The organism is Variovorax sp. NFACC27, from assembly GCF_048301545.1.
In the GTDB taxonomy this organism is placed as follows: domain Bacteria; phylum Pseudomonadota; class Gammaproteobacteria; order Burkholderiales; family Burkholderiaceae_C; genus Variovorax; species Variovorax gossypii.
In genome coordinates, this window is sequence record NZ_CP157613.1 from 7,705,674 (window position 1) to 7,727,056 (window position 21,383).

Below are 21,383 nucleotides of genomic sequence, written 5' to 3' on the forward strand. Positions count from 1 at the left end.
TCTTCTCATATCGAAGCCCGCTCGCGGGCAATCACCAGGAGCCCGTCCATGATCAGGCTCTCGACCAGCTCGAAGTGCCCGTTCATCACGGGCGCCATCTTCCAGCCCGCGCCGCCGGTCATGTAGCAGGCCGGCTCCACGCCGCAGTGCGAGCGCACGTGCTGCACCATGCGCTCCACCGCGCCGGCGATGGCGTAGGTGCCGCCGCTGGTCAGCGCGTCGCTGGTGTTGGTCGGGAATTCGCGCACCTCGCCGGTGGGCACGTGCAGGCCCGCAGTGCCCGATTCGAGCGCGCGCAGCATGATGCCGTGGCCCGGCAGGATCAGGCCGCCGAGGAACTTGCCGTCGGCATCGATGGCCTCGACGGTCACGGCCGTGCCGATCAGCACCACCACCATCGGCCGCGGCGCCTGCCCCGGCTTCGCGGCAGCCAGCATGCGGTGGCGCGCGCCGATCATCGCCACGAAGCGGTCGGCGCCCAGGCGCGTGGGATGGTCGTAGCCGTTGACGATGCCGGCCTCGCCCGCACTCGACATCACCCAGCGCGGCGTGCAGTCGAAGCGCTCGACGATCTGCTCCTCGGCGCGGCGGCGCACCGCGTCGCCGGCCACCACGCAGCCCAGCATGGAACCGGGGGAAGGCAACTCGGCCCACGGGCCGTCTGCCAGCCGTTCGATGTGGTCGAGGAATTCGGCGCCCTGCGCCTGCAACGCGGCACCGGGGCGGGCCGAGTCGTAGAGCGCCCACTTGAGGCGGGTGTTGCCGATGTCGATGGCGAGGAAGGGGGATGACATGCGCGGGATTATTGCGACTTTGTGGTTATTTCCGCTGGCACGTCGTTGACACACGCGGCATGGGCCTACGCCGGCTCCCGAAGTTCCGCCGCTACATTCGCCAGTTCCATTCACCACCGCACAAGGAGAGAACCATGGGATTGCTCAGTTTCATCAAGGAGGCTGGTGAGAAGCTGTTCGGCGGCTCGTCGGCGCAGGCCGCCACGCCCGACGCCAACCAGGCGGCCGCGGCCGCCATCAAGACCTACATCGAGACGCAGAACCTCGGCCTCACGGGACTGGAAGTGACCTACACCGCCAGCACCGGCGTGGTCACCCTCGCGGGCCAGGCACCGTCGCAGGAGGCCAGCGAGAAGGCGTCGCTCGCCGCGGGCAACGTGGCGAACGTGACCAGCGTGGAGAACAACCTCGTGGCACCGGCCGCGCCGCCCGCGCAGTACCACGACGTGGTGCGCGGCGACACGCTCTCGGCCATCTCGAAGAAGTACTACGGCGACGCCAACAAGTACAACGTGATCTTCGAGGCCAACAAGCCGATGCTGTCGCACCCGGACAAGATCTATCCGGGGCAGAAGCTGCGCATTCCGGCGCTCTGAACTCTCTGCGGCACGCGGCTACGCGCCGTTGTGCCGCCAGGCCCCCGGCGATACGCCGTACTCGCGCTTGAACGCGCGGTTGAAGGCGGCCTCCGACTCGTAGCCCACGCCTTCGGCAATGCGCGCCAGGTTGCATTGGTCCCTGCGCAGCATGCCGGCGGCCAGGATCATGCGCCAGCGCGCCAGGTAGTGCATGGGCGGCACGCCCACCAGTTCGGCGAAGCGGTCCGCCAGCACGCTGCGCGAGATGTGGGCCTCGTGCGCCAGTTCGTCGACCGTCCAGTTGCGCGCGGGCTCGGCATGCATCAGCGCCAGGCAGCGACTCACGTGGGGATCGCGCAGGCCCGCCAGCCAGCCCGGGTTGTTGGCGGGCATGGATTCGATGTAGCCGCGCAGCACTTCGGCGAACAGCACTTCGGCCACCTTGGCGGCGACCATCTCCGAACCCGGCGAGCGCGAAGCCGCATCGCCCAGCACGAAGTTGACCGACTGCTCGATCCACGGGCCCGCCGGCCTGCTGCGCAGCGGCGTGGTGAACAGGCGCGGAATGTTCGCCATGACGGGATTGGGCGCGTCGCCCTCGTAAGCGAACCAGCTGCACACGAGCACCGTGCGGTCGCCATTGCCGCCGTAGCGGACGCGCTCCAGCTCGGGCGCGCGCGGACTCACCACGTATGTCATGTCCACGGCTGCGTTTTGCAGGCCGCTGCCCAGCACGTGGGAGTCGCCATGCGGCGCGGCGATCACCTCGCCCTCACGCGCCCGGATCGGCTCCCCGCCGTCGACCTGGGCCCAGCATTCGCCCTGCAGCACCAGGTGGCAGATGGCCAGCCGCTGCGCGCCGGGCCTGAGCAGCTGCGCGATGTCCGTCCCCTTGGGTACCTTGAAACACCAGGGCGCATACATGTCCCCGTTCAGGAACAGCGCGCCTTCCAGGCGGATGGTCCGCAGCACGTCCGACAAGACATCCATGGTCACCTCCCGGGCAAGCGAGGGCGGGGTTTCGGTCAACAAGTCCGGCGAAGCGGACAAGACGCGGCGGCTTCGCCTCGGCACCATAGATCCTGGTCGCCTTCGACCGATTCTGACAGCCAGACAGGAGTACCACCATGCCCAAATTCGTCATCGAGCGAGACATTCCCGGCGCCGGCAAGTTCACCCCTGCGGACCTGAAAGCCATCTCGCAGAAATCCTGCGGCGTGCTCAGCAGCATGGGCACGGACATCCAGTGGATCCACAGCTACGTGACCGACGACCGGGTCTACTGCGTCTACCAGGCCACCGACGAGGCCCTGGTGCGACGACACGCGGAGCTCGGCGGCTTCCCGGCCAACCGCGTGGACCGGGTGTACAGCGTCATCGACCCGGCCACGGCCGAGTGAGGCGGGCGGCTTTCCTTCTCTAGTTCTGCCGCCAGGGCAGCCCGCGCTTGCGCCAGCCGCCGATCAGCCCGCGGTGGCCGTTCTCGTCCGGGTTGCCCTCGAAGCCTTCGAGGATGTTGTAGGCCTGCGCGCCCAGCTCGGTCGCGCGCTTCGCCGCGGCGATCGAGCGCACGCCGCTGCGGCACAGCAGCACCAGCTTCTTTCCGCCCTCGGCGGCGAGGCGCACGCCGTCGTCGAAGGCCGGGTTCATCGCCATGCCGGGCCACTGCTTCCAGGCCAGCGGCACAGCCCCCGGCACGTAGCCGACCCATTCGCGCTCGGCGTCGGTGCGCACGTCGACCAGCACGGCCTCGCCGCTGGCCACCCACTGCGCGGCCTGCTCGGGCGTGATGTCGCCGGCATAGCCTTTTTCCCCAACGGGTTCAGTCATCTCTCTGCGTCCTTCCAGTGAATAGGGTTACTTCAGAGGCGGCGGCCGTCTTTGCACCGCCTCGCGCCCCCGCCGGATGATGGAATTTTTCACCAGTTCGTGAAAACCCTGTTTGTCGCGTATTCCTGCGCGCCAAAGATGCGGCTTGGGCCTGCCGAACATAACTCCAAGGGGCGGGCAGGTTTTCTTCGTCATCAGAACTTGTTTGGAGAGAGACAACATGACAGACAGCAAATCACCCCGCCGCCGCAGCCTTCTCAAGGGCGCGGCCGTGGCCGCAGGCGCCATGTCGGTGCCGATGGTCAGCATGGCCCAGACCACTTCCCTGCGCTTCCAGAGCACCTGGCCGGCCAAGGACATCTTCCACGAGTACGCCAACGACTTCGCCAAGAAGGTCAACGACATGGCGGGCGGCCGCCTCAAGATCGAGGTGCTGCCCTCGGGCGCCGTGGTGCCCGCGTTCCAGCTGCTGGAGGCGGTGAACAAGGGCACGCTCGACGGCGGCCACGGCGTGGTGGCCTACCACTACGGCAAGAACTCGGCGCTCGCGCTGTGGGGCTCGGGCCCCGGCTTCGGCATGGACGCCAACACCGTGCTGGCCTGGCACAACTACGGCGGCGGCAAGGCGCTGCTCGACGAGATCTACAAGAGCCTGAACATGGACGTGGTGTCGTACCTCTACGGCCCCATGCCCACGCAGCCGCTGGGCTGGTTCAAGAAGCCGGTGGCCAAGGTCGAGGACATGAAGGGCCTGAAGTTCCGCACCGTCGGCCTGGCGGTCGACATGTTCACCGAGATGGGCACGGCGGTGAACCCGCTGCCCGGCGGCGAGATCGTGCCGGCGCTGGACCGCGGCCTGATCGACGCGGCCGAGTTCAACAACGCTTCGAGCGACCGCGTGCTCGGCTTTCCCGACGTGGTGAAGAACTGCATGCTGCAGAGCTTCCACCAGTCGGGCGAGCAGTTCGAGGTGCTGTTCAACAAGGCCAAGTACGCGGCGATGCCGCAGGAGCTGCGCTCGATCATCGACTACGCCGTGCAGGCCGCGAGCGCCGACATGAGCTGGAAGGCAGTGCAGCGCAACTCGCAGGACTACGCCGACATGAAGAAGGCCGGCATCAAGTTCTACAAGACGCCCGACGCGGTGCTGCGCGCGCAGCTCGCTGCCTGGGACAAGACGGTGGCGAAGAAGTCCGAGGAGAACCCGCTCTTCAAGAAGGTGCTGGAGTCGCAGCGCGTGTTCGCCGAGCGTGCGCTGCAGTGGCAGAACGACTACGGGGTGGACTTCAAGATGGCCTACGCCCACTACTTCGGGAAAAAGAAGGCCTGAGAAAGCGCCTTTCGCCGGTCTTTCGTTCGCGCCAGCCATCCGGGGCGTCCCGGGTGGCTGGCTTTCCGATGCGTGCTCTCCTGTCCCGCCATGCCTTCATGACCATCCAACGCTTCCTCCACGCCGTCGACCGGTTCAGCATGGTCATCGGCAAGACCTTCTCGTGGCTCATCGTGGCGCTGATGCTGCTGGTGTGCGGCGAGGTGTTCAAGCGCTATGCGCTGAACGCGCCCACCGCCTGGATCTTCGATGCCAACAACATGCTCTACGGCACGCTCTTCATGATGGGCGGCGCCTACACGCTGGCGCAGGCCGGGCACGTGCGCGGCGACTTCTTCTACGGCAGCATGAAGCCGCGCACGCAGGCGGCGCTCGACCTCGTGCTGTACGCGCTCTTCTTCCTGCCCGGCGTGGTGGCGCTCACCTGGTCGGGCTGGACCTACTTCGGCGAGTCGCTGGCGATGCGCGAGCAGACCTTCAACGCCGACCCGATTCCGGTGTACCCCTTCAAGTTCGTGATCCCCGTGGCCGGCGCCGTGCTGCTGCTGCAGGGCTTCGCCGAGATGGTGCGCTGCGTGCTGTGCCTGAAGACCGGCGCATGGACGCCGCGCCTGAAGGACGCCGAAGAAATGGACGTGGTGGGCGAGCAGCTCGCCGGCAGCAGCTACGTCGATGAAGCCGACAAGCGCGAGGTGATGGAAAAAGCCCACGCCATCGAGCAGGCCGCGCAGCAGCGCAAGAGCGAAAGCAGCAACAACGGCACGGGAGGTGCAGCATGAGCGAGCCCGCACTCGGCCTGCTGATGCTGGGCCTGATCGTGGTCGTGATCATGCTCGGCTTTCCCACGGCGTTCACGCTGATGGGCCTGGGCATGTTCTTCGGCTTCATCGCCTTCTACGACCCGTCGATGCCCTGGCTCGACAACAAGGTCTTCGACCTGATGGTGCAGCGCGCCTTCGGGGCCATGACCAACGAGACGCTGCTGTCGATACCGCTGTTCGTGCTGATGGGCTACGTGATGGAGCGCGGCGCGCTCGTCGACAAGATGTTCCACAGCGTGCAGCTCGCGTTCCGGCGCGTGCCGGGCTCGCTCGCGGTGACGACGCTGATCGTCTGCACCTTCTGGGGCATCGCGAGCGGCCTCGTCGGCGCGGTGGTGGTGCTGATGGGCGTGATCGCGATGCGGCCGATGCTCAACGCGGGCTACGACACGCGGCTCGCGGCCGGCGTGATCACCGCCGGCGGCACGCTGGGCATTCTCATTCCGCCCTCGGTGATGATCATCGTGTACGCGGCGGTGGCCGGGCAGTCGGTGGTGAAGCTCTATGCGGCCGCGATGTTCCCGGGCTTCTTCCTCGCATTCCTCTACCTGCTCTACGTGATCGGCTGGGCGCTGCTGCAGCCGAAGGTGGCGCCGAAGCTGCCGCGCGAACAGCAGCGCGCGCCAGTCACGCCATGGGTCGCGCACGTTGCCGCGAGCTATTCGACGCGCATGCTGCCGGCGCTGCTCGCGGCCGTGGTCTCGCCCGGCCGTGCGCTGCGCGGCGCGGTAGAGGGCGTACGCATCACCTGGTGGCTGCTGCTGCGCAACCTGCTGAATGCGCTGGTGCCGCTCGCGCTCGCGGCAGTGACGCTGGGTTCGGTGTGGTGGTACGTGACGATCTACTCGCAGAAGGACAACAACAGCAGCACGCCCGTGGCGGAACAGCAGGCGACTCAGAAGGAGGCCGCGGCGCTGCCCGAAACGTCGCACGCATCCGAAACCGGCCTCGCCGAACCGCCCACCTCCGACGAGCCCAAGGAGCCCGCATCCGAAGGCAGCCTGCAGGAGCCCCCCGGCGGCGTGGAAGAACCTCCGGGCAGCGAAGCAGCCCCGCCCCCGGCTGCCGCCGAAGGCGGCCTGCAGCAGCTCGGCGAGGCCGTCGACGCACCGAAGATCGCGGCCGTGCCCGAGGCCTTCTACACCGGCTTCCTGCTGTGCAGCCTCTTCACGCTCGCGTTGCTGGCCTGGTACTACTGGCGCATGGACGCCGAGCAGTTCGAGATCCTGCGCATGCTGGTGTCGTCGGTGATGCCGCTGGCCACGCTCACGCTGGTGGTGCTGGGCGTGATCCTGTTCGGCATCACCACCGCCACCGAGTCGGCCGCGGTGGGCGCGGCCGGCGCCTTCCTGATGGCGTGGCAAGCCGGCACGCTGAACTTCAAGAAAATCAAGGAAGCGGTGTTCCTCACGCTGAAGACCACGTCGATGGTCTGCTGGCTCTTCGTGGGCTCGGCGCTGTTCTCGGCGGTGTTCGCGCTCTTGGGCGGCCAGCGCATCGTCGAGGAATGGGTGCTGGGCATGAACCTCACGCCGCTGCAGTTCCTGCTGCTGTCGCAGGCGATCATCTTCATCCTGGGCTGGCCGCTGGAGTGGACCGAGATCATCGTGATCTTCGTACCCATCTTCCTGCCGCTGCTCGCGCACTTCCAGATCGACCCGCTGCTGTTCGGCGTGCTGGTGTTCGTGAACCTGCAGGCGGCGTTCCTCTCGCCGCCGGTGGCGATGTCGGCCTTCTACCTGAAGGGGGTGTCGCCCCCGCACGTGACGATCAACCAGATCTTCGCGGGGATGATGCCGTACATGCTGATCGTCATCCTGTGCATGGTGTTCATGTACATCTGGCCGGGGCTGACGCTGTGGCTGCCGCAGTACCTGTACGGCTGAGGGTGCGCTCAGGCAACGGCCAAGGCAAGGCGCCGGGCACGGCGACGCTCTAGCAGTTCGAACAGGCCCATGCCCAGCAGCATGGCGCCCACGAAGACGGCGGCCTTGAACTCGCCCGTGCCGAGCGAAACCAGCCCGGGACCGGGACAGAAGCCCGCAATGCCCCAGCCGATGCCGAACAGCAGGCTGCCGCCGATCAGTCGGCGGTCGAGCCGCCGCGCGGTGGGCAGCGCGACCGGCGCGCCAAGCAGCGACAGCTTGCGCCGGCGCGCGAACATGAAGGCGAAGGCGCTCACACCGACGGCACCGCCCATCACGAACGCGAGCGACGGGTCCCACGGCCCGGCCAGGTCGAGAAAGCCGAGTACCTTGGCCGGATTGGCCATGCCGGACACGATGAGGCCGAGCCCGAAGACCAGGCCGGAGAGCAGGGAAGCAATGACGAGCGGCATGGCGGATCGCTCCCTGCTCACAGCTTCAGCAGATGGCGCGCCACGAACACCGTGGCGAACCCTGCGGCCATGAAAACCCCGGTGGCGGCCAGCGAACGCGGAGACAGCCGCGCCAGTCCGCACACACCGTGACCGCTCGTGCAACCCGCGCCATAGCGCGTGCCCACGCCCACCAGCAGGCCGGCCAGCGCGAGCGTGCCGTAGCCCGCATCGATCCGCGCCGCGGGCAGCACGGCGAACAGGCCGTAGACGAGGGGCGCGCCGACCAGGCCGAGCACGAAGGCCGCGCGCCAGGCGATGTCGCCCTTCGCGGGGCGCAGCAGCCCGCCCAGCACGCCGCTGATGCCCGCGATGCGTCCGTTGAGCAGCACGAACATCGCCGCGGCGATGCCGATGAGGACGCCACCGGCCAGCGCGGCCCACGGCGTGAAATGAGGCCAGTCGATGGCGGGCATCTTCAGCTCTCCTTCGGGCAGTAGAGGCGGTAGAGCACCGCGAGGATCTCGAGCAGCGCGGCATCGGCGACGCTGTAGTAGATGTTCTTGCCGTCGCGCCGGGTGTTGACCACGCCTTCGGCGCGCAGCACCGAGAGCTGCTGCGACAGGGTGGGCTGGCGGATGCCCAGCACGCTTTCAAGGTCGCTCACGCACATCTCGCCTTGCGAGAGCTGGCACAGCAGCAGCAGCCGGTCTTCGTTGGCCAGCAGCTTGAGCACGCCGACCGCCCGGCCGGCGGCGCCGCGCAGCGCTTCGGGATCGATGACGAGGGTGGAGTTCTTCATGGGCAATGACAGTTAGCCAACAAACATTATATCAATCAATATAATATAGATGCCTTGAATGAAGCCGATGCACCCTGCATCACGGAAGGATTGCCATGACGACGACCGCGCCCCGCACCACCACCCAGGCATTTTTCGACCCCGCGACGGGCACGGTGTCCTATGTGATCCGGGACCACGCCACGAGGCGCGCAGCCGTCATCGACCCGGTGCTCGACTACGACTTCAGGTCCGGCCACACCGGCACCGCCTCGGCCGACCGACTGCTGGCCTACGTGCGCGCCCAGTCGCTGCAGGTCGACTGGATCCTCGAGACCCACGCGCATGCCGATCACCTCTCGGGCGCGCGCCACGTGCAGTCGCAGGCGGGCGGACGCATCGCCATCGGCGAGCACATCCGTACGGTGCAGGCCACCTTCCGCAACCTCTACAACCTCGAGCGCGACTTCCTGCCCGACGGCAGCCAGTTCGATCATCTCTTCGAGGACGGCGAATCCTTCCGCATCGGCGACACCGAGGCGACCGCGCTGCTGGTGCCCGGCCACACGCCGGCCGACATGGCGTACCTGGTGGACGGCGCGGTCTTCGTCGGCGACACGCTCTTCATGCCCGACCTGGGCAGCGCGCGCGCCGACTTCCCGGGCGGCGACGCGCGCCAGCTATATCGCTCGATGCGCCGCCTGCTCGCCCTGCCGCCCGAAACTGCCGTGTATGTCTGCCACGACTACCCGCCCGCCACGCGCGAGCCCCGCTGGCAAAGCAGCGTCGCGGAGCAGCGCGCCCACAACATCCACGTGCACGACGGCATCGGCGAAGACGAATTCGTGCGCATGCGCACCGCGCGCGACGCCACGCTCGACGTGCCGACGCTGATCCTGCCGTCGATGCAGGTCAACGTGCGCGCCGGCCGGCTGCCGCCACCCGACGACAACGGGGTGGCCTACCTGCGCATTCCGCTCAACGCCCTGCCCCGGAATGAAAACCGCAGGCGCTAGCGCCGACGCTCCACGTACGGCCGCGCCTGCAGCAGCACGATCCTGTCGCCCACCGTCGCCCATTCGATGTCCTGGTCGACGGCGTTGAACGTGCGCTTCACCGCCGCGCCCACGTTGGCCAGGCGCACCACCAGCTCGTCGGTCAGCACGTTGCGGCCGGCTTCCACCGGCACTTCCTTCACGCCGCCGTCCTTGTCGAGCTGCAGCGCCGTGTCTTCGGCCGAGCGGCTCAGCACCTGGATGGCCTTGGACCAGCTCGAGTACATCACCTGCTCGGCCACGCGCCGACCCTCGACCACGCGGATGCCGATGCCGCGCTTGGCCGAGATGTAGGTGATGTGCGGGTGCCCCGCGTCGAAGGGGTCGCGGGTGATCATCACGCCGGCGTTGGTCGAGTCGATGGCGGTCTGCACGAACACGCCCATGAGCACCGACTCGGCGCCGAAGCCCGCAGCCGTGCGGGCCTCCCAGGCCTCGGGGTTGAACACCGAGGCCCAGACCTTCTTCACGGCCACCTCGAGCGCGTCGCCGGTCTTGACGTTGGGCACGGTGGTGTAGAGCCCCGCGCCGCTGAAGCCGGGCAGGTCTTCCGAGTTGGACGAGCTGCGCACGAACACGCCGCCGCCGCCGAGCTGCGATTGCCATGCCGCGCGCCAGCCGGCCGCGGTGGCGGCATCGACCGGCCATTGCACGATTTCGTCGCGCAGCTGCGCCAGAGCCTTCTGGCGCACCTTGGGATCGCTCGCGAAGCCCGGCTGCTGCTGCATGCGCGCGATGCGGTCGGCCAGGCCGTTGGCGCGCATGAAGCGGTCGTAGTGCGCGAAGGGAACGCAGAAGCCATCGGGCACCGAGGTGCCCGGAATGTGCGCGGCCTGCATGGTGCCGAGGTTCGCGGCCTTGACGCCGCACTGGGCGCTGTTGCGTGCGCGCAGCGAGGCCAGCGGCAGCAGCCGGCTTTCGCGCAGGTCGGGCTTGATGGCGCGCGAGCTGCCCGGTACGACCCCCGTGGCGGCGGTGCGCACCGCGCGCGGCGGCAGCGCGGCGATCTCCTCCGGCGTGAGCCGTCGCACCTGGTAGCCCGACGCCGCCACCTTCAGCGCCACCCATTGGCCGGCGTGCTCCTTCAGCACGGCGGCGGCGTCGCGCACATAGGCGTTGGGAATGCCCCAGCCCTTGGCCAGCAGGTTGACGTGCGAGAGCGCCGTCGATGGCCGCTCGGTCAGCACGGCCGCCACCGGCGGCAGGCCGATGGGCACCTGCCGCAGCACGGCGATGTCGTCGGGCAGCAGCGCGTTGATGCCAGATTCGTCGTCCACGATGCGCACGCGGCCGGTGGCGGTGCCGAGGTTCATCGGCAAGAAGGGCTGCTCGCGGATCAGCGCTTCCTGACTCACGAAGTCGATGCCGGTTTCCTTGGCCACGCGCTCGTGCAGCGTGGAGTTGGTCTTGAACTTCACCGGCGCGAAGAAGCTGGCCTTGACCTGCTGGTCGGCCTGCCGCAGCAGCGGCGCGGTGAGCTTGTCGCCTTCCCAGAATTCGTAGGTGAAGCTGCCGATGTTCTGCTGCCAGCTCAGTGTGCCGAACAGGAATCGGCGGTCGGGCACGAGGTAGTTGCGGTCGATCTCGCGCTTGATGGTGTTGGGCACGAGCCGGGTGTCGCGCAGGAAGCGCACGTGCAACTGGTAGCGCGGCGTGTCGATGTAGTACATGCGCGGCGGCTTCGCCTGCCGGTCGACGGCGAACAGCACGTGGGCGAGCTGCATCGGCGTGCCGGCGTCGTAGACGCGGGCGAGCTGGTCGAAGTCGCCCTGGCTGCGCAGCGCGGGCAGCGACGACGGAACCGACGGGCGGGGCACGAGCTGCGCGGCCGGACCTTCGGGCTGCGGCTGGTTCTGTTGCTGGTAATACGACGGCTTGCGCGCGAGCTGGGCGGAGGCCGGCAGGGCCGCCAGCATCGCGGCCGTGGCCATGCAGAAAACGATCGCGCTATTGTTTTTGGAGCGCAGCATGCCCGTGGGCCATGCGCTGTTCTGGTTTTTCATGTGGCGTCCCTCCTTACAGCCGGTTGCCGATTGCACGCGCGCTTCACCAAGCAGGGGTCGCGCGGTGACAGCGGCAGCGGATTCTCGCGCGTTACAACTCCAGAGCTTCCGCACCCTCCCGAGGATCAGAGAACAACGCCATGAACCAGACCGCGTCCCTCTTCACGCTTTCCGCCGCGCGCCGATGGCTGCTCGGCGCGGCACTCCTTTGCGTGGGCCTCGCGGCCAGCGCGCAGCAGGACCCGCCGGGCCGCATCGCGCGGCTCAACTACCAGCAGGGCACGGTGAGCTTCGCGCCCGCCGGCGCCGACAGCTGGTACGACGCGCAACCCAACCGCCCCCTCACCACCGGCGACCGGCTCTGGACCGACCACAATGCACGCGCCGAGCTGCACGTCGGCTCGGCGGCGCTGCGGCTCGATGGCCAGACCCACGTCGAATTCACCGAGCTCGACGACGACACGGCCCGCATCACCTCGAACCAGGGCAACCTGCAGCTGCGCGTGCGCGACGAACTCTCGGGCCAGCGCTTCGAGGTCGATACCGGCAACCTCGCGGTGGTGATCGACGAGCCGGGCGAATACCGCATCGCCGCCGATCCGGCCGCCGGCACCACCTGGGTGGCGGTGGCTTCGGGCCGCGTCACGCTCTACGGCGAGAACGGCCAGTCGCAGTCGCTGGGCGCGCGCCAGCAGCTCACCGTGTCCGGACGCGATCTTGCCGCCATCGGCGGAACGCCGGCCCAGGGCAGCGGCTTCGACGCCTGGGTGGCCGAGCGCAACCGCATCGAGGAGCAGTCGGTTTCCGCGCGCTACGTGTCGCGCGAAGTGGTCGGCTACCAACAGCTCGATGCATACGGCGACTGGCAGAGCGATCCGACCTACGGCGACGTCTGGTTCCCGCGCAATGTCGATGCCGACTGGGCGCCCTACCGCGACGGCCAGTGGGTCAACGTCGCGCCCTGGGGACTGACCTGGATCGACGCCGCGCCATGGGGCTTCGCGCCCTCCCACTACGGCCGCTGGGCGCGCGTGGGTCCGCGCTGGGGCTGGGTGCCCGGGCGGCCGAACGGGCGGCCCGTGTATTCGCCGGCACTGGTGGGCTTCGTGAACGGCGGCGGCAGCGCGGGCGGCAACGGCGTGGGCTGGTTCCCGCTGGCCCCGGGCGAACAGTGGCGCCCCGGCTACCGGGCAAGCCAGCGCTACCTGGACCAGGTCAACCGCATGGCCATCTACAACCGCCAGGCGCCGCGCAACGATTTCTATGCCAACCAGCAGATGCCCGGCGCCGTGACGGTGCTGCCCGCCGACCGCTTCGGCCGCGGCCCCTTCGGACGGCGCGACCTGATGCGGCTGCCGGACGACCGCTTCGCGCGCGGACCGGTGGCGCCCGCCCCCGGCATCGCCGTCAATGCCTTCGGCGGCTTCGGCCGGCCCGCCGCGGTGGTGCCGCCGGCCGCGGTGCTGATGGCGCGACAGCAGCAGATCCAGCTCCAGCAGGCGCAGCAGGCCCAGCAGCAACAGCTGATGCCGCAACAGCAGCAGATGGAATGGCAGCGCCAGCAAGGCTCGAGGCAACAGCAGGATTGGCGCCAGCAGCAGGACTGGCGGGCGCAGCAGGAATGGCGTCAGCGCGGCGAGCAGGAGCGCTGGCAGCACCAGCAACAACAGCAGATGCAGCAACAACAACTGCAACTCCAGCAGCAACAGGCGCTGCGCCAGCAGCAGGAAATGCAGCAGCGCGCCGCCCAGGCACAGGCCCTGCAGCAGCAACAGCTGCTCCAGCAGCAGCAGGCGCAGCAGATGCAGCTCCAGCAGATGCGCGCGGCCCAGCAGCAGGCATTGGCGCAGCAACAGCAGCTTCGCCAGCAACAGGAGATGCAGCAACGCGCCGCGCAGATGCAACAGCAGGCGCAGGCTCAACAGCAGGCCTTGCAGCAGGCCCAGCTGCGCGCGCTGCAGCAGCAGCGCGGCATCCAGCCGCCCGTGGCGCCGCAGCCCCAGCCGCAACCCGGCCAGCGCGGCGGTGACGATCCGCGCCGGCTCTGGACCTCGCCGGACTCGCGCCAGTAGCGCTTCAGCCGCGCGGCGCGGCTTCCGAAGGCTGGCCGCACTGCGCGCAGAACTTCGCGCCGGCCTGCATCGCAGTGCCGCACTGCCTGCAGGCCGCCGGCTGCATCGAACCGCCGCATTGCTGGCAGAAGCGCGCGCCCGGCGCGTTGACCGTGCGGCATGCGGGGCACGCGCTGCCGCTGCCGCCACCGCCCGCCGGCGGCGCGCCGTTGCCATAGCCGTATCCGCCGTGCGAGCCGTGGTGGCCTCCACCGCCGCCGTGGCCTCCGAAAAGTCTTTCAAGCATGCCCATGTGCATCTCCCTGGAAACAGGCTGCCCGCGGAAGCGTCGCCGACGGCGATGAACTCCCGCGGGGCCTGGACACAGTGGAATCCCTGAAGCAGCTCCAGGGTCAAGCAAGCCCCGACGGAAGCGCCGGCTTCGCCCCCGCCGCTACAGTCGGCGGCCAAGGAGCAAGCCTTTCATGCCCACATTCGACTTCGATCTCTTCGTCATCGGCGGCGGCAGCGGTGGCGTTCGCGCCGCGCGCATGGCGGCGCAGACCGGCGCCCGCGTCGCCCTCGCCGAGGCCGCCGAGCTCGGCGGCACCTGCGTCAACGTGGGCTGCATTCCCAAGAAGCTCTACAGCTACGCGGCCGGCTATGCCGAATCCTTCGAGGAAGCCGCGGGCTACGGCTGGAAGCTGCCCGAGGCGCCGCAGTTCGACTGGGCGCACCTGAAGGCGCAGCGCGCGAAGGAGATCACGCGGCTCAACGGCATCTACGCCTCGCTGCTGAAGAACGCGGGCGTCACGCTCGTCACCGGATGGGCCCAACTGGTCGGCCCGCACACGGTGGAAATCGGCGGCAAGCGCCACACCGCGCGCCACCTGCTCGTGGCCACCGGCGGCACGCCCTTCGTGCCCGACATCCAGGGCCGCGAGCACGTCGTGACCTCCGACGCGATGTTCGACCTAGACCCGTTCCCCAAGCGCCTGCTGGTGGTGGGCGGCGGCTACATCGCCTGCGAGTTCGCGTCGATCTTCAACGGGCTGGGCTCCAAGGTCACGCAGCTGCACCGCCGCGCGCACCTGCTCACCGGCTTCGACGACGACGTGCGGCAGTTCCTCGCGAACGAGATGGGCAAGGCCGGCGTCGACGTGCGGCTGAACTGCGAGGCCACCTCGGTCACGCGAGGCCCCGACGGCCTCACCGTCACGCTCGCGCGCGGCCAGCAGATCGAGGCCGACACCGTGCTCTTCGCCACCGGCCGCGTGCCCAACACGCAGGGGCTGGGCCTCGAGGCGGCGGGAGTGAAGCTCGACGAGCGCGGCGCGATCGCGGTCGATGCGCACTACCGCAGCTCGGTGCCGTCGATCTACGCTGTGGGCGACGTGTCCACGCGCGTGCAGCTCACGCCGGTGGCGCTGGCCGAGGCGATGGTGGTGGTCGACGAGCTCTTCGGCAAGGGAAAGCGCCGGCTCGACTACGAATTCATTCCCACCGCCGTGTTCACGCACCCGAACATCGGCACCTGCGGCTACACCGAGCTCGAAGCGCGCGCGAAGTTCGGCGAGGTCACGGTGTTCTCGAGCGAATTCAAGTCGCTGCGCCACACGCTCTCGGGCAGCAGCGAGCGCACCTTCATGAAACTGGTGGTCGAGAAGACGACCGACCGCGTGTTGGGCCTGCACATGGTGGGCGCCGACGCGGGCGAGATCGTGCAGGGCTTCGCGGTGGCGATGCGCGCGGGCGCGACGAAGGCGATCTTCGACGGCACGGTGGGGATCCATCCCACCGCCGCCGAGGAGTTCGTGACGATGCGCGAGCCGATGCCGGGGTAAGCCTCCCAGCGAAAGCTCAGCGCGACTTGCGCTTGTAGAAGACCTGCGACTTCAGGTTCTGCGCAATCGGCTCGACCTCAGCCTGCCAGCCGTTCATGAAGTCTGCAGTGCAGACGCCCTCCGGCGTCTTGTCGAACAGTTCGCGCACAACGCGCACACCGGTCTTCGTTCGCTTGTAGCTGCTCGCAAACTCGAGATACCGGCCGCGCTTCGTCAGCGACTCCGGAAGTTGGACGAAGCTCACGCCCGGAGCCAGTTCGATGTCGTAGCTTTCTCCGGTCTTGAATCCTGTGCAGTAGTTGCGGCGCGTGACCGAAGCCTGATCTCCCTTGAATGCAAAACGAGAAACAGACAGTGGCAGGCTGGCAACGGGGCTCAGCCGGAAGGCGCCGGAGGTTCCGGCTTGCAGGTAGTTGTCTATCTCGAAGGTGAAGCCGAACGAATACTCGTCCGCCAGGGTCTTCTCGTCGGACAGATCGCCGCGATCGAGTTCGCCCTTGCCTTTGAAGCCGGAGGCCGACAGCATGCGCCGTACGAAGTCGCGCACCGCGGTCGCCTTGAGATCACCCATGTAGGCGCGCCATTGCGCAGCTTGTGTTCCCTTTAGGTTGACCTGCATATCACCTGTCGCGCTGCCGTCGGCGCCGATACGCAGTCTGGTTCGCACATGCTGCTGCTTCCGGTCGGCGGGCAAGGGGGGAATCGTCGCCAGCACCGTGGTCGCGCCCACATGAAGGACGGGCTTGCCATGCGAGCCACTCGGCAGGTAGCCAAAGGGAATGTCCTTGGCCGTGGCGTCCAGGTAAATCTTCCAATCGGGCAAGTAGTTGATGACGTGGTTGACCATCGACACGACAGGCGTGGCCGGCAGATCGAGCTGGTTACCCGCATTGATCAGCACTTGCTCACCCCGGATGCCGGCCGCGCGCCACAGCGCCTGCAGCAACGTCGCGTGATCCTTGCAGTCACCCATCTTGTTGTCGAGCACCGTATCAGTGTCTCGTGGTACGACCGCGCCCACGCCGATGCAATTGCCGCCGTAGGTGATGTTGCGGGACACCCATTCGTAAAGCAGGCGGGCTCGCACGAGGGGATCCGCCTGATCGCCCACGATGGACTTCGCCAGCGCAGTCACCCGGTCATTGGGCTCGGCTTTGGGCAATGCACGATCGCCATAAGCCTTGGCGATCGACTCGTAACTCGGGAAGGTGCTCACCATCAGCACAGGGAATTCTTCCAGGCGCCATATCCCTTGGTCGGTTTCGTCGTATGTCCGCGGCGAAGGATTGCGATAGCTCCACGTCCGCACCTGGAGACCTCCGTCTTCGCCGGCAACTTCCTCCTTCAGGTTGTGGCCTTCGAACTTCAGGTCGAGTGACTTGGAGAAACGGACCGTGATCCGGGCATCCTCATAGACGCTGTACGGTGAGAAGGCTTGAACGACCGAGAAAGCGCCCGGAAAGATCGGCTCTTTGTCGGCAATCCGGTATTTCACGCCGACCGTGTCGCCCACGGCCACGTCTGGAAACACCACGGAGAGACGCGTGTAGTCGGAGAAGAGTGGCTTCGCTCCGTCGCGCCCGTTGTTGACCTCGGTCTGGTAGTTGGTCGGAGGCGCCACGATGCGCCGTCCATCGGCCTTCAATGTATAGGCCTCCAGAATCTCGCCCTTCTGGATGCTCGTGCTGTACGAGAAAGTCGAGGACTTCATGTCCTCCAGCGCACTCGCATGAACAATCTGGGTCGCCGATGTATAGGTAGTTGTGGATCGACCGTCGGGCGCCACCTCGTAGTCCGCATACCACTGCTTTGAAATAACGTGGGCCTGCTGAGGCTCGGCGGCCTGCGCCACCGTCGCGCCGGCCAAAGCGGCAAGCAGGCAAAACGCTCCCCATGGCCACTTGCTGGCCTGCTGCATCCATTCGAACATGAACTCCTCCAGAGCTTTTCTTGTGAAACTGGGCGATATATCCCGTTCATGGCGCCCTTCAGGCGCGTTTCAAAATGATACGAGAAGTCGCGCGTCAGCCAAAGGCTAAGAGTGGGCTCCTTGTTTCTGCTTTCCTTCAATTAGTTTCACCATCACGAACAGCACCCGATTCGCCGGGGTCGGCACTCCCAGCGCCTCGCCACGCCGCACGATGAGGCCGTTGAGGTGGTCGATCTCGGTGGGCTTGCCGCGCGCGAGGTCCTGCGCGGTCGAGGAGTATTGAGAGGGCATGGTCTGCGCGATGGCTCGCACCGCGGCGTCGGTGTCGCCCACCACTTCCACGCCCTCTGCCTTCGCGACCGCGAGGCACTCGGCCACCACGTCACGGATCATGTCGGTCACGCCGGTGCCTTTCACGAGCACGCCGTAGGGCAGTTGCGTGACGGCGGAGAGCGCGTTGTAGGCGCAGTTGAGGATCAGCTTGGCCCACAGCGATCCGCGCACGTTGGCGGATATCTGCGTGGGCACGCCGGCGGCCTCGAGGTGCCGCGCAACTTCCTCGCTGCGGCCCGAGGGCGCGATCACCAGTTCGCCGCGACCGTGATGCTTCACATGGCCGGGGCCGGCCATTTCGGTCGCCACGTAGACGACGGCCGCGGCGACTTCATTCGACGGTGGCAGCACGGAGCGCACGCGCTCGTCGTTGTCCACGCCGTTCTGCAGCGTGAGCACCAGCGCGCCGGGTGCGAGATGCGGCCTGATCTGTCCGGCGGCCGATTCGGTGTCGGTGGATTTCACGCAGAACAGCACTAGGTCGGCGCCCTGCACGGCCGAAGCCTCGGTGCTCGCGGCAACGCGCACGTGCTCGTCGAAGGCCTTGGTCTCCAGCCGGAGTCCCCTGGCATCGACGGCTTCCACATGCGAGGGGCGCCCGATCAGCACCACCTCGTGCCCGGCGCGCGCCAGCATCGCCCCGTAGTAGCAGCCGACCGCGCCGGCGCCCATCACTGCGACTTTCATCGATTCGTTTCCTTGCTTGTCCGTTTGGAGGAAGAGCCTGACCAGGACGGCGGCTTCATGCCTCGCTTCATGCCTCGCTTCATGCCTCGGTCTCCACGCCTCGCGACTTCAGCCCCTCGTCCAGCAGCCATTCGCGGAACGCCGCGAAGGCCGGCAGGTCGAGGCGGTCGGGCCGATAGCAGAGATAGTGTCCCTGGTTCACGCTGACCGGTGTGCCGCAGGGGCTCAGCAGCGCGCCTTCGGCGAGTTCTTCCTGCACCAGCAGCTTGGGCACAAGGCCGATGCCCAGGCCGTTGAGCGCCGCCTGGATCAGCGCCGAATACTGGGCGAAGCGAGGCCCGGCCACGATCTGCACCTCGGGCACGCCGTGCTGCACGGCCCACAGGCGCCACGCGGTGGGCGCGCCCTCGTGGTGCAGCAGCGTGTGGCCGACGATGTCGGCGGGCTGCGCGATGCGGTGCCGCCCTTCCACCAGCGAGCGCGCGACGATCAGCACGAACTCGCGCCCCGCGATGTATTCGGACACCACGCCGGGCCAGCCGTCGGGCCCGTAGCGGATGGCGGCGTCCACGCCGGCCGGGATGCCGTCGCTGGGCTCCAGGTGGCGGCTGAAGCTCAGCATCACGTGGCGGCTCTTCTGGCTGAAGGCGGGCAGGCGCGGAATCAGCCACTTGGTGAGGAAGGTGGGCACGCTCGCCAGCGTGAGCAGGCCGGCGCCGGCGTCGCCCGATCGCGCCTCGAAGGTCGCGGTCTCGATGGCGCGCAGGCCGCCGGAGATCTTCTGCCAGTACACGCGGCCCTGCGGCGTGAGCTGCACGCCGCGTCCGTTCTTCTGCAGCAGCTCGCGGCCCAGGAAGGCCTCGAGCCCCGCGATCTGCTTGCTGACCGCGCTCACGGTGATGCACAACGCCCCGGCCGCGAGCGTGATGCTCTGGTGGCGCGCCACGGCATCGAAGGCCAGCAGCTCCTGGATGGTCGGGCAGTCGCGCTTCATGCATGGCTCCGCTTCATGAAAGCCGCATGAAAAACGCTTTCCGATTGCTCAAGTGTCGTCATCCAACTTTCACCCATAAGTACGCACGCGGTTCCTAGAATTCGAGGCAACGCGGCGGCATGTCCGGCGCGAACAGTAGCGCATCCGGAAAGTATGCCGGGCGCCAATGACATACGGAGGCAAGCTTGGTTCGCGTCATCTCGCTCATCTACGGCCTGTACCTGCTGCTGCCCATCGCGCTGCTGCTGGTCGGCAGCGTGGGCGGCAACTGGACCAACACGCTGCTGCCCACGGGCGTCACCGGCCAGTGGTACCTCGACCTCTGGCTCGACACCTCCTTCCGCAAGGCCTTCGTGAGCAGCCTCGTGGTGGCGCTGGCGGCCTGCGCCATCAACACGGTGCTGGCGCTGCCGCTGGCCTATGCGCTCTATCACGGCGCGCGACGCGGCGGCAGCCTGGCGGCGCGCATCGTGAGCGCCACGCCGGTGGCGGTGCCCGCGATCACGCTGGCCTTCGGCTACATGATCGTGTTCAACACCGACCTCGCGCCCTGGCTGGGCTCGATGCCGCTGCTGATCGCGGCGCACGCGATCCTCACGCTGCCCTACCTCACCAACACGCTGCTCACCGACCTGCGCCACCTCGACCTCGGGCGGCTCGAGCAGGCCGCCGCCACGCTCGGCGCCTCGGGCTGGCAGCAGTTCACCGGCATCGTGCTGCCCAGCCTGCGCCAGAGCCTGATCAGCGGGCTGGTGATGGTGGCGGCCATCTCGGTGGGCGAGTTCGGCGTGTCGAACCTGCTCACGAGCTTCCAGAACCGCACCTACCCGGTGGTGCTTCTGCAGGCCTTCTACGGTGCGACGGGCTTCGCCTGCGCGGCCACGGTGATCCTGCTGGTGCTGGCGAGCGCGTCGGCGCTTCTTTCCTCTTCCCTCGTGAAGCAACGCGCATAAGCGGCACAACCGATACGCCATGAGCCTCCTCCTCGACAAGGTCAGCTACAACTACCCCGGCAGCACGCACGGCCTGCACGAGGTGTCGCTCGACGTGCGCACCGGCGAACTGGTCGCGGTGATCGGGCCCAGCGGCTCGGGCAAGTCGACGCTGCTGAAGCTGGTGTCGGGCCTGGAGACGGGCCACACCGGCCGCATCGCGCTCGACGGCGAAGACATGTCGCGCACGCCGGTGCACCAGCGCCACATCGGCATGGTGTTCCAGAGCTACGCGCTCTTTCCGCACCTGAGCGTGCTCGACAACGTGGCCTACGGCCTCAAGCTGCGCAAGGTAGCGACCGCCGGGCGGCGCCAGCGCGCACAGGAGCTGCTCGACATCGTGGGGCTGGGCGAGTTCTCGCAGCGCGCCGTGGCGCAGCTTTCGGGCGGGCAGCAGCAGCGCGTGGCGCTGGCCCGGGCGCTGGCCATCGACCCGCGCGCCCTGCTGCTCGACGAGCCGCTGTCGGCCCTCGACGCCAGCGTGCGCGGCCACCTGCGTGACCAGATCCGCGCCATCCAGCAGCGCTTCAACGCCACCACGCTGCTGGTCACGCACGACCAGGAAGAGGCGCTGGCCATGGCCGACCGCGTCGCCATGCTCAAGGACGGCCGGCTGCTGCAGATCGCCACGCCGCGCGACATCTACGAGAACCCCGCGAGCCGCGCGGTGGCGGAGTTCGTCGGGCTCTCGACGATCCTGCCCGCGAAGGTGGCCGCGCCGGGCCGGCTGGACATGGGCTTCGCAGAACTCTTCGCCGACACCGGGCAGCGCGCCTTCGGCACCGCGGTGCACGTGCTGGTGCGGCCCGAACACATCCGACCCGACCCGGCGACCGACGCCGTGAACCGCCTCGCGGGCCGCACCGGCGCGCAGCGCTACCTGGGCGCGCTCACGCGCTACGACTTCGAGGTGCAGGGCGCCGGCAAGCCATTTCTCGCCGAATCGGCGAAGCCGGCCACCGAAGCGATCGCCATCGCGCCCGAGCACCTGCGCCTGCTCGACGACTGAAGCGACAACTGAATCGACCACTGAAACCTTTCTC

General features: G+C 67.9%; 21 protein-coding genes. 10 read left to right on the forward strand and 11 right to left on the reverse strand.

Features of this window, described 5'->3' with window-relative positions:
- Window positions 1–5: 5 nt before the first annotated feature.
- On the reverse strand, window positions 6–794 hold the full coding sequence (locus ABL840_RS36165) for a type III pantothenate kinase (RefSeq protein ID WP_093307295.1): 789 nt from the start codon (window positions 792–794) through the stop codon (window positions 6–8).
- A gap of 134 nt (window positions 795–928) precedes the next feature.
- Between ABL840_RS36165 and lysM the strand changes: the two genes are divergently transcribed.
- Window positions 929–1,390 (forward strand): peptidoglycan-binding protein LysM, encoded by a 462-nt coding sequence (gene lysM, locus ABL840_RS36170; protein WP_093307296.1) that lies wholly within the window; start codon window positions 929–931, stop codon window positions 1,388–1,390.
- Window positions 1,391–1,408: 18 nt separating this feature from the next.
- Here the strand turns inward: lysM and ABL840_RS36175 are convergent, their stop codons facing one another.
- A complete protein-coding gene (locus tag ABL840_RS36175) occupies window positions 1,409–2,362 on the reverse strand; it encodes an AraC family transcriptional regulator (RefSeq protein ID WP_093208444.1) in 954 nt (317 codons plus the stop codon).
- A gap of 137 nt (window positions 2,363–2,499) precedes the next feature.
- Here ABL840_RS36175 and ABL840_RS36180 point away from each other — a divergent pair, with 137 nt between their 5' ends.
- Window positions 2,500–2,772, forward strand: coding sequence for a DUF4242 domain-containing protein (locus tag ABL840_RS36180; RefSeq protein ID WP_093208442.1), 273 nt, complete (start codon window positions 2,500–2,502; stop codon window positions 2,770–2,772).
- Window positions 2,773–2,791: 19 nt separating this feature from the next.
- Here the strand turns inward: ABL840_RS36180 and ABL840_RS36185 are convergent, their stop codons facing one another.
- A complete protein-coding gene (locus ABL840_RS36185) occupies window positions 2,792–3,202 on the reverse strand; it encodes a rhodanese-like domain-containing protein (protein ID WP_093307297.1) in 411 nt (136 codons plus the stop codon).
- A gap of 220 nt (window positions 3,203–3,422) precedes the next feature.
- Between ABL840_RS36185 and ABL840_RS36190 the strand changes: the two genes are divergently transcribed.
- From ABL840_RS36190 to ABL840_RS36200, 3 genes are all read left to right on the forward strand, one after another.
- Window positions 3,423–4,532: a TRAP transporter substrate-binding protein gene (locus ABL840_RS36190; protein ID WP_093208437.1), complete on the forward strand. Its 1,110-nt coding sequence runs from the start codon at window positions 3,423–3,425 to the stop codon at window positions 4,530–4,532.
- A gap of 98 nt (window positions 4,533–4,630) precedes the next feature.
- The gene (locus ABL840_RS36195) at window positions 4,631–5,311 is read left to right on the forward strand and encodes a TRAP transporter small permease subunit (RefSeq protein WP_093208434.1); all 681 of its coding nucleotides are present in this window, start codon (window positions 4,631–4,633) and stop codon (window positions 5,309–5,311) included.
- Window positions 5,308–7,239 carry a TRAP transporter large permease gene (locus ABL840_RS36200; protein WP_093307298.1) on the forward strand — a complete coding sequence of 644 codons (1,932 nt, stop codon included), beginning with the start codon at window positions 5,308–5,310 and terminating at the stop codon, window positions 7,237–7,239. Before ABL840_RS36195 ends, ABL840_RS36200 begins: the two co-directional genes overlap by 4 nt.
- Window positions 7,240–7,247: 8 nt before the next feature.
- On the opposite strand, the gene ABL840_RS36205 is transcribed toward ABL840_RS36200, so the two are convergent.
- Genes ABL840_RS36205 through ABL840_RS36215 form a run of 3 tightly spaced genes read right to left on the reverse strand, consistent with a single transcriptional unit; the run spans window position 7,248 to window position 8,472 of the window.
- A complete protein-coding gene (locus ABL840_RS36205; RefSeq protein WP_093307299.1) occupies window positions 7,248–7,691 on the reverse strand; it encodes a DUF6691 family protein in 444 nt (147 codons plus the stop codon).
- Between the two features lie 17 nt (window positions 7,692–7,708).
- Entirely contained in the window at window positions 7,709–8,146 is a 438-nt protein-coding gene (locus ABL840_RS36210; RefSeq protein WP_093208425.1) for a YeeE/YedE family protein, read from the reverse strand.
- 2 nt (window positions 8,147–8,148) lie between these two features.
- Complete coding sequence (locus tag ABL840_RS36215; protein WP_093208422.1) at window positions 8,149–8,472, reverse strand: ArsR/SmtB family transcription factor; 324 nt, start codon at window positions 8,470–8,472, stop codon at window positions 8,149–8,151.
- Window positions 8,473–8,567: 95 nt separating this feature from the next.
- On the opposite strand from ABL840_RS36215, the gene ABL840_RS36220 reads away from it, so the two are divergent.
- Window positions 8,568–9,467 (forward strand): MBL fold metallo-hydrolase, encoded by a 900-nt coding sequence (locus tag ABL840_RS36220; RefSeq protein WP_093307300.1) that lies wholly within the window; start codon window positions 8,568–8,570, stop codon window positions 9,465–9,467.
- Here ABL840_RS36220 and ABL840_RS36225 read toward each other — a convergent pair.
- Window positions 9,464–11,509 (reverse strand): PEP/pyruvate-binding domain-containing protein, encoded by a 2,046-nt coding sequence (locus ABL840_RS36225; RefSeq protein ID WP_093307301.1) that lies wholly within the window; start codon window positions 11,507–11,509, stop codon window positions 9,464–9,466. The two genes, ABL840_RS36220 and ABL840_RS36225, sit on opposite strands and share 4 nt — an antisense overlap.
- Before the next feature lie 140 nt (window positions 11,510–11,649).
- Here ABL840_RS36225 and ABL840_RS36230 point away from each other — a divergent pair, with 140 nt between their 5' ends.
- On the forward strand, window positions 11,650–13,581 hold the full coding sequence (locus ABL840_RS36230) for a DUF6600 domain-containing protein (protein WP_093307302.1): 1,932 nt from the start codon (window positions 11,650–11,652) through the stop codon (window positions 13,579–13,581).
- Window positions 13,582–13,585: 4 nt separating this feature from the next.
- Here the strand turns inward: ABL840_RS36230 and ABL840_RS36235 are convergent, their stop codons facing one another.
- A complete protein-coding gene (locus ABL840_RS36235) occupies window positions 13,586–13,867 on the reverse strand; it encodes a double zinc ribbon domain-containing protein (protein WP_418116119.1) in 282 nt (93 codons plus the stop codon).
- 178 nt (window positions 13,868–14,045) lie between these two features.
- Here ABL840_RS36235 and gorA point away from each other — a divergent pair, with 178 nt between their 5' ends.
- Window positions 14,046–15,404 (forward strand): glutathione-disulfide reductase, encoded by a 1,359-nt coding sequence (gene gorA, locus ABL840_RS36240; protein ID WP_093307304.1) that lies wholly within the window; start codon window positions 14,046–14,048, stop codon window positions 15,402–15,404.
- Window positions 15,405–15,420: 16 nt separating this feature from the next.
- On the opposite strand, the gene ABL840_RS36245 is transcribed toward gorA, so the two are convergent.
- The 3 genes from ABL840_RS36245 to ABL840_RS36255 all read right to left on the reverse strand — a co-directional run bounded on the left by ABL840_RS36245 (window position 15,421) and on the right by ABL840_RS36255 (window position 19,348).
- Window positions 15,421–17,334 carry a DUF3857 domain-containing transglutaminase family protein gene (locus ABL840_RS36245; protein ID WP_093307305.1) on the reverse strand — a complete coding sequence of 638 codons (1,914 nt, stop codon included), beginning with the start codon at window positions 17,332–17,334 and terminating at the stop codon, window positions 15,421–15,423.
- Window positions 17,335–17,439: 105 nt separating this feature from the next.
- Entirely contained in the window at window positions 17,440–18,354 is a 915-nt protein-coding gene (locus tag ABL840_RS36250; RefSeq protein ID WP_093307306.1) for a ketopantoate reductase family protein, read from the reverse strand.
- A 79-nt stretch (window positions 18,355–18,433) separates the two neighbouring features.
- Window positions 18,434–19,348, reverse strand: a complete 915-nt coding sequence (locus tag ABL840_RS36255; protein ID WP_093307307.1) for a LysR substrate-binding domain-containing protein — start codon at window positions 19,346–19,348, stop codon at window positions 18,434–18,436.
- A 185-nt stretch (window positions 19,349–19,533) separates the two neighbouring features.
- Here ABL840_RS36255 and ABL840_RS36260 point away from each other — a divergent pair, with 185 nt between their 5' ends.
- Together ABL840_RS36260 and ABL840_RS36265 are read left to right on the forward strand one after the other, a co-directional pair.
- A complete protein-coding gene (locus tag ABL840_RS36260) occupies window positions 19,534–20,301 on the forward strand; it encodes an ABC transporter permease (protein ID WP_093208398.1) in 768 nt (255 codons plus the stop codon).
- A 19-nt stretch (window positions 20,302–20,320) separates the two neighbouring features.
- On the forward strand, window positions 20,321–21,349 hold the full coding sequence (locus ABL840_RS36265) for an ABC transporter ATP-binding protein (protein WP_093307308.1): 1,029 nt from the start codon (window positions 20,321–20,323) through the stop codon (window positions 21,347–21,349).
- The last annotated feature ends 34 nt before the right edge of the window (window positions 21,350–21,383 follow it).